This is a genomic window from Limnohabitans sp. Rim8 (assembly GCF_945869175.1).
Taxonomy (GTDB): Bacteria; Pseudomonadota; Gammaproteobacteria; order Burkholderiales; family Burkholderiaceae_C; genus Limnohabitans_A.
Genome location: NZ_CAMBNZ010000112.1, coordinates 1 through 7,581, shown reverse-complemented (window position 1 = coordinate 7,581; position 7,581 = coordinate 1). Strand labels below are relative to the sequence as shown.

The window sequence follows — 7,581 nt, the reverse complement described above, 5'->3', positions numbered from 1 at the left end:
GGCCCCGTGATTTGGCGCATCAACTGGTCGCTGAAGAATGCAGCGGCCATGTGGCTGTCGCCCCAAATGGCCACGCGCAAGTTGGCGGTTTTTTGCAGCCGTACAGCACCGGTTCGGGGTGCCGGCTCCGAGCGCGCGTCCATGGCGGTAAGCGCTTGTGCCAAAGCTTGTGCAACGTCTGAGTCATCGGGTATCTCGGTCGGCTCTGCGGGGGCGCTGTCGGGGCGCCTGGGGACTGGGCCTTTGCGGGTGCAAACGAGCTCTGTGGGTCGAGCCCCGGCGTTGTGAAGGTGCAGTGTTTGCACCGAGAGCGTTGCAGCGGTCGGTGTTGAGCGGGTGGCGGAAAGCTGCAAAGCAGGTTCAAGCGGCTGAGCTCCCAGCGCGCCGCACACCCAGGCCCAGGCCCATGACAGAAGATAAAAACGCTTGTTCATCTTGGCAAATACGCTTGGGCCAGCGCCAAGACCTGGGGGAGCGGGTCTTGCGGTCCATCGACCGCCACCACCCTTCTTTCAGGCATGCTGCGCAGCCAAGTGATTTGTCGTTTGGCCAGTTGGCGGGTTGCGAAAATGCCCAGTTCCCGCACCTGGCTGTCCGGCCAGCCCGCATCCAGACCCTGCCAAGCTTGACGGTAACCGACGCAGCGCATCGAGGGTAAATCCGGATTCAGGTCGCCTCGTTGGCGCAGGCCCCGAATCTCCTGCATGAAACCGGTCGCCATCATCTGGTCAAAGCGTTGGACGATGCGAGCATGCAGCCAAGTGCGGTCCTCGGGTTCGAGGCTGATAACTGGGATGTGCCAGTCGGGCGCATGGCTTTTGGCGCTTTGGTGGAAAGACGTCAAGGTCTGTCCGGTGGCGTTCCAGACCTCCAGAGCCCGACCGATGCGTTGGCTGTCACCGGGGGCCAAGCGGGCTGCAGTGGTCGGATCCACTTGGGCCAGCAAAGCGTGCAAAGCAGGCCATCCCAGGTCTTGGGCTTGCTGCTGAATTTGAGCGCGGATCTCAGCCTTGGCCGACGGGATATCGTTCAGGCCTTCCAGCAAAGCTTTGAGGTAGAGCATGGTGCCCCCGACCAACAAAGGTGTTTTGCCACGTGCTCTTATGTCTGCAATCAGGGGCGTCGCGTCGCGGGCAAAATCGGCGGCGCTGTAGCTGTGCAGGGGGTCCAAGATGTCGATCAGGTGGTGTGGCACAGCCTCCAACTCTTGGCGGCTGGGCTTGGCCGTGCCAATGTCCATGCCCCGGTAAACCAGCGCAGAGTCCACGCTGATGATTTCTGCGCCCCCACAGCCTTGCAGGCTTTCGGCCAAGGCCAAAGCGGCCGCTGTTTTGCCGCTCGCCGTGGGGCCCACAATGGCAATGGCGTCGATGGGCCGTGCTTGCATGGCCGATGGGGTGAGCCGGTTCATGCGCTGGCGCTTGCAGGCTGTGTGGTGGCCATGGGGCGGCCATGGCGCTGTACCGCGGTCCACGCCAGGACCGTGATGACCACGGCCCACAACAAGAGGCCGTGCGCCAGGGCGAAAACCGGTCGGTCCATGTGGGTGCCCAGCCAAGCGCCCATGAAAAACGCACCCAGCATCATCAAAAATCCGTTCAGCGCCGAAGCCGTACCGGCCCTTTGCGGGAAGGGCACGACCGCGCCGCTTTGGCTGCAAGGTTGATGCACGCCATGCCCCATCATGAAAATGTACATGGGCACCATGACCGCCCAGGCCCCGTACCAGTCCTGCCCTTCTCCTGCATAGGCGAGGGCCGCCATGCCCACGCCCCCTGTGATCGTCAAGCCCGCCGCCATGCCCACCGTGCGGTGCACACTGGTGCGGCGCAACAGCCATCGGCACAAGAAAGTCCCCGCAATGTAGGACAGCGACATGCTGAGCATGAGAAACCCATAGGCGGTTTTGCTGTAGTCCATGTCGGTGACAAAGACGAACGACGAGCTGGCCAAGAAGGTGAACAGCCCAAGGTATGAAGCAGCCGAGAGCGCGCACCAAGTGCGAAAAGTGGGGTTGCGCAGGATGTCGAGGTTGGCTTGAATCAGCGGGCCCGGGCTCAATGCGTGCGGATCGGGGCGCGCCAAGGTCTCTTCAAAACGCCAAAACAGCAAGGCGAGGGTGACCGCCCCGAACAGGGCGAGCATGAGCAAGGCGATGCGCCAGCCCAGCCAGTCGGTCAGCATGCCACCCATCGGTGCGCAGGTGCAGGCGATGATGCCCAGCCCCGTGAGGGCTTGTGACATCACGGTGGCGCCTTGCGCGGGCGGGTACAGGTCGCGCACCACCGCGCGAGCGGCCATGACCCCAGCCCCCATGGCTATGCCTTGCAAGGTGCGCCCGGCGATCAGCCAGGCCATGTCAGCGGCAAAGGCACAGGCCACCGAAGCCAAGGTATAGGCGGCCATGCCCCACAGCAAGATGGGCCGTCGGCCAAAGCGGTCCGACAGTGGGCCCCAGACCAGTTGAGACAGACCAAAAGCCAGCAGCAGTGCCGTGAGCGTGAGCTGAGCCTGGCCCATGCCCACCCCAAAAACTTGTGTAATGGCGGGCAAGGCCGGCAAATACAAGTCGGTGGTGACCGGTTGCAGGCCAAGCAGCAGAGCCAGGAGGAGAACAATGAGTTTTTGCGGCATGCCCGTCATTACCGGCCTCGCAAGAACAGCGCATCCAGATCGCGCATGGCCATCTGCCGCCAGGTGGGGCGGCCGTGGTTGCACTGGTCGGAGCGTTCGGTCTCTTCCATTTGGCGCAGCAGACCGTTCATTTCATCCAGGGTCAGGCGGCGGTTGGCGCGCACCGCACCATGGCACGCCATGGTGGCCAGGATCTCGTTTTGCGCGCGTTGCACCACGGTGCTGGCATCGTGTTGTGCCAGCTCATTCAGTACGCTGCGGGCCAATTCCACCGCATCGCCTTGCGCCAGGCTGGTGGGAACGGCCCGAACGGCCAGGGTCTTGGCCGACAGGGGGGAGATTTCCAGACCCAGTTGCTCAAGGGCGTCGGCGCAGGCCTCTGCGGTGGCCACTTCGCTGGGTGTGGCGGCAAATGTGGCGGGGATCAGCAAGGGTTGGCTGGCGATGCGGGGGCCTTCCTTGCTTTGGGCTTGGAGTTGGCTTTTCAGGCGCTCGTAGACGATGCGCTCGTGCGCGGCGTGCATGTCCACCACCACCAAGCCTTGTTTGTTTTCGGCCAGGATGTACACGCCGTGCAGCTGAGCTATGGCGCGGCCCAGGGGCCAGTCGCCTTCTGGCAGAGATGGCGCAGAGGTCTTTGCAACCCCGTAGGGGCTTGCCCCTGCCATGGCAGGACTCTCTGCGAGGGAGGCGGTCTCCCACGACAAGGTTCGCTCTGAGGCATGTGGGGGCCAGGTGTTGTCCTCGCTTTTCGGCTGCCAAAGTGCCTTCAGATCGGCCATCGCCTGCTCGCCGTCCACACGGACACGTAAAAAATCGGCGGGTTTGTAGCTTGGGGCACTGAAAGTGGCTGCGCCTGGCCGCTCAAAAGCCATGCCGCCTTGTTGCCAGTTGGCCGATTCGGGGAGGGCTGTGGGGGCAGGGGCTTTCAGGTCAAAGTGGAGAGGGCCTGCGGCATCGCTCAACTTGTTCGACCGGGGCGCAGCCAAGGCATTTTCCAGGGCGTGCCGCACGGCTTGGTGCACGGCGCGACTGTCTCTGAATCGCACCTCGATTTTGGTCGGGTGCACGTTCACATCGACCAGTGTGGGGTCGATTTGCATGAACAAGGCATAGGCCGGTTGTTTGTGGCCGTGCAGCAGATCTTCGTAGGCGCTGCGTGCGCCGTGCATGACCACTTTGTCGCGAACAAAACGGCCATTCACATAGGCAAACTGGTGGTCCGGGCGCGAGCGGGCCGCGTCGGGCAAACCGGCGCGGCCAATCACCTTGAGCGGCCCGGCGTGGAACTCGATCGGGATGGACTGCGCCACAAAGTCTTCGCCCAGCACATCGGCCAGGCGCTGCGCGAGACCCGCCGTACCCGGGTGGACGCGCCACTGCTCCACGAGCTTGCCTTCGTGCCAAATGGCAAAGCCCACATCGGGGCGGGCCAAAGCGTGGCGGCGCACGGCCTCGATGCAGTGGGCCAACTCGGTGCTGTCGCTTTTCAAAAACTTGCGGCGGGCAGGGGTGGAGAAAAACAGCTCTTTGACCTCCACCGTGGTGCCCACGGCGCGGGCGGCCGGGCGAATTTCACCCGTGCGGCCGTCCAGCGCAAAGGCGGTGCTTTGACCGTCCGTGCGCGAGAGCAAGGTGAGCTCGGAGACCGAGTGGATGGCCGCCAGCGCTTCGCCCCGAAAACCCATGGTCATGACCGATTCGAGGTCCCCCAGGTTGCCGATCTTGCTGGTGGCGTGGCGCTTCAAGGCCGTGCCCAGCTCATCTGGCGCGATGCCGCCTCCGTCGTCTTCGACCGAAATCAGGCGGGTGCCGCCGCCGATCAAGCGCAAGGTGATGCTTTGGGCCCCTGCGTCCAAGGCGTTGTCCACCAGTTCGCGTACCACCGAAGCCGGGCGTTCGACCACTTCGCCAGCGGCGATTTGGCTGATCAGTTCATCGGGGAGTTCGCGGATGGGTCGGCGCGCGGAAGCCGGGTTCTGTTGGGAGGTCACCGCCTGATTTTAGGGCTTGCTCGCTGATAATCCCGACATGGACATCCTTTTGCAACTTGTTGATTTCATCCTCCACGTCGACCGCTATCTGGAAGCTTTTGTAGGGCAGCATGGTGCTTGGGTGTATGCCTTGTTGTTTGCGATCATTTTTGTTGAAACCGGCTTGGTGATCATGCCGTTTTTACCGGGGGACTCGCTGCTGTTCATCGTCGGGGCCATGTGCGGCGCGGGTTTGATGAATCTGCCCTTGGTCATGGCCTTGTTGTTGGTGGCGGCCATTTTGGGCGACCAGACCAATTACACGATTGGGCGCTACTTTGGACCCAAGGTCTTTCAGTGGGAAGACTCCCGGTTTTTCAGCCGCAAGGGCTTTGACCAGGCCCATGCGTTCTATGAAAAATACGGCGGCATCACCATCATCTTGGCGCGATTCATGCCGTTCATCCGCACTTTCGTGCCCTTTGTGGCGGGGGTGGCCGAGATGAACCGCGGCCAATTCACCTTGTTCAATGTGGTGGGTGGCTGCATTTGGGTGGTAGGCCTGACCCTGGCCGGTTACCTGTTTGGCAATTTGCCCTTTGTGCAAACGCACCTGTCCAAAATCATCTGGGCCTTGATCATTGTGCCGGGCTTGATCGCCATGTTCGGGGCCTGGCGGGCGCGTCTCAGCCGCTGACTTTCATTCGGCTTTGACGCCCGCGGTCGAAATGACCTTGGCCCATTTGACGATTTCTTCGTCCAGAAACTTTGCTGCAAACTCAGGCGAAGGGTCAGCGGTGATGATGCCCAAGGCTTCAAATTTGGCCTTGATGTCCGGTGAATTCAGCGCTTTGGCGGTTTCGGCCGACATGCGCCGCACGATGTCCTTGGACACAGCCGATTGCGTCAAGAACAACACCCAAGTGGAGCCTTCGATGGCGGGGCCACCCGATTCGGTGATGGTCGGCACCTCGGGCGCACCAGGCACCCGGTTGCTTGAAAACACCGTCATGCCCTTGATCTTACCCCCCCGTACATGGGGCATCATGGCGCTGGCCGTGTCGGTCAGGATCTGGATGTTGCCGCCCATCAGGTCGGCCAATGCCGGGGCGGTGCCTTTGTAGGGCACATGCACCATGTCAATGCCCGCCACTTGCTTGAACAACTCTTGTGTCAGGTGCGCTGCCGCCCCCACGCCCGAGGAGCCAAAAGCGAGTTTGCCGGGGTTGGCTTTGGCGTAGTCGATCAGTTCCTTGACGTTTTTGACAGGCAACTGGTTGTTCACCGTCATCACCAGTGGCGCGATGCCGACCAGCGATACCGGCGCAAAACTCTTGACCGGGTCGTAAGGCAAACGCCCTGCATACAGCGTGGCGTTGGCAGCATGGGCGCCGATCACCGTCACAAAGGTATGCCCGTCGGCAGAGGCTTTGGCCGCCAGATCGGCCCCCAAAATCGAATTGGCACCGGGTTTGTTGTCCACCACGATGGACCAACCGGTTTGCTCCTGGATCTTTTGGACCACCATGCGGGTGGCGTTGTCGGTGATGCCGCCCGGCGTGTAGGGCACGATCCAGCGTATGGGTTTGCTCGGCCAGCTTTGGCCCCAGGCGCTTGGAAGGGTTGTGGCCGCCAAAACCAAGGCAGCCGTTTTGAAAAATTGAACCCAACGCATGTCTGTCTCCTGATGAAGGCATGGCCATCTGTGGACCATGTCAGTGCTCAGATTAGGGGTCTGCACCCAATGGGTCAATCGGCGGGTGCCTCGCAGGTGACTCTCGACCAAATGCCGTGTTTCCATCAGATCTGAACAAAGGTGCACACTCCATGCATGGAGGAGGTCTTTGCAGAGCCTTTTTTCTTTGGAAATTGGGCTGAAAAATGAACCTCAATCTGGTGAGTCACAGGAGCGCAGATGTCACTTGAGATCACGATGGGCATTTGCATCTCTTTGGGCATTGGACTGCTGATCGGCGCCGAAAGAGAAAGGCGAAAAGACAGCGCGAGGCGACGTGCGGCGGGCATTCGGACTTTCACGGTGGTGGCGCTGATGGGTTCGGTCGGCATGGCCTTGGGTGGCGGCGAATTGCTTTTGCTGGCGGTTTTGTTGGTGGGTTTGGGGGCCATGGTGGCGTACCAGAAAACACCGACCAAAGAGCCAGGATTGACCACCGAGTTCGCTCTGGTTCTGACTTGCATGCTGGGCGGCTTGGCCATGCGAGAGGGCATGGTCGCTGCGAGCGTCGGGGTGGTCTTGGCGCTGTTGTTGGCCGCACGCAGTCGCATCCACAACTTTGTCAGCCAAATACTGACCCAGCAAGACTTGGATGACACATTGTTGTTGGCCGCCATGGCCTTGATCGCTTTGCCTCTGGCGCCTGACCGCTTCATGGGGCCATGGGATGCCATCAACCCCCGTGAACTGACCCAGTTGATTGTGATGGTCATGGGTGTGAGCGCTGCCGGTTATGTGGGCATGCGTTGGATGGGCCCCAGACTGGGCCTGGCCTGGGTGGGTTTGGCTTCAGGGTTTGTTTCCAGCGCCGCGACCATCTATGCCATGGGCAAACGGACCCGTGATGAGCCGTCTTTGTTGGTGCCTGCCGCAGCTGGCGGGGTGTTGTCTTCCATCGCGACCTTGATTCAGATGGCCTTGGTGATGGGATTGCTTTGCCCTGCGTTGTTCTGGGCCATGGTCTGGCCTTTGGCCTTGGGCTCGGCGGTGGCCAGCGTGCATGGCCTTTGCTTGTATCGACAGGCGTTGGCGCTGCCCATGCCGCAGGAATTGTCAAGCGCCGGCCATGCTTTTGACTTGAAAACGGCAGCAGGACTGCCGCTGCTGCTGGCCCTGGTGATGGTGGCTTCGGCAGGACTCAATGCCTGGTTGGGGAGTGCGGGTTTGTGGGTCCTGGCAGGCGTCTCCGGCTTGGTGGATGCCCATGCCAACACCGCATCTTCCGCCACTTTGTTGGCG

The 7,581-nt window shown here is 61.5% G+C and carries 6 protein-coding genes; 2 read left to right on the top strand and 4 right to left on the bottom strand.

The genetic code is table 11. The annotated features are described in order from the left end of the window. Positions 1-430: 430 nt before the first annotated feature. Genes miaA through mutL form a run of 3 tightly spaced genes read right to left on the bottom strand, consistent with a single transcriptional unit; the run spans position 431 to position 4,628 of the window. On the bottom strand, positions 431-1,411 hold the full coding sequence (gene miaA, locus Q0O19_RS13250) for a tRNA (adenosine(37)-N6)-dimethylallyltransferase MiaA (protein WP_295523718.1): 981 nt from the start codon (positions 1,409-1,411) through the stop codon (positions 431-433). Continuing rightward, positions 1,408-2,634, bottom strand: coding sequence for a multidrug effflux MFS transporter (locus Q0O19_RS13245; RefSeq protein ID WP_295523720.1), 1,227 nt, complete (start codon positions 2,632-2,634; stop codon positions 1,408-1,410). The genes miaA and Q0O19_RS13245 overlap by 4 nt, the downstream gene beginning before the upstream one ends. A gap of 8 nt (positions 2,635-2,642) precedes the next feature. After that, positions 2,643-4,628, bottom strand: a complete 1,986-nt coding sequence (gene mutL / locus Q0O19_RS13240) for a DNA mismatch repair endonuclease MutL (RefSeq protein ID WP_295523717.1) — start codon at positions 4,626-4,628, stop codon at positions 2,643-2,645. Between the two features lie 37 nt (positions 4,629-4,665). On the opposite strand from mutL, the gene Q0O19_RS13235 reads away from it, so the two are divergent. Next, complete coding sequence (locus Q0O19_RS13235; protein ID WP_295523716.1) at positions 4,666-5,304, top strand: DedA family protein; 639 nt, start codon at positions 4,666-4,668, stop codon at positions 5,302-5,304. A gap of 3 nt (positions 5,305-5,307) precedes the next feature. On the opposite strand, the gene Q0O19_RS13230 is transcribed toward Q0O19_RS13235, so the two are convergent. Then, positions 5,308-6,282, bottom strand: a complete 975-nt coding sequence (locus Q0O19_RS13230; RefSeq protein ID WP_295523715.1) for a tripartite tricarboxylate transporter substrate binding protein — start codon at positions 6,280-6,282, stop codon at positions 5,308-5,310. Positions 6,283-6,522: 240 nt separating this feature from the next. Between Q0O19_RS13230 and Q0O19_RS13225 the strand changes: the two genes are divergently transcribed. Next, a partial coding sequence (locus Q0O19_RS13225; RefSeq protein ID WP_295523714.1) for an MgtC/SapB family protein occupies positions 6,523-7,581 on the top strand: 1,059 nt, incomplete at its 3' end.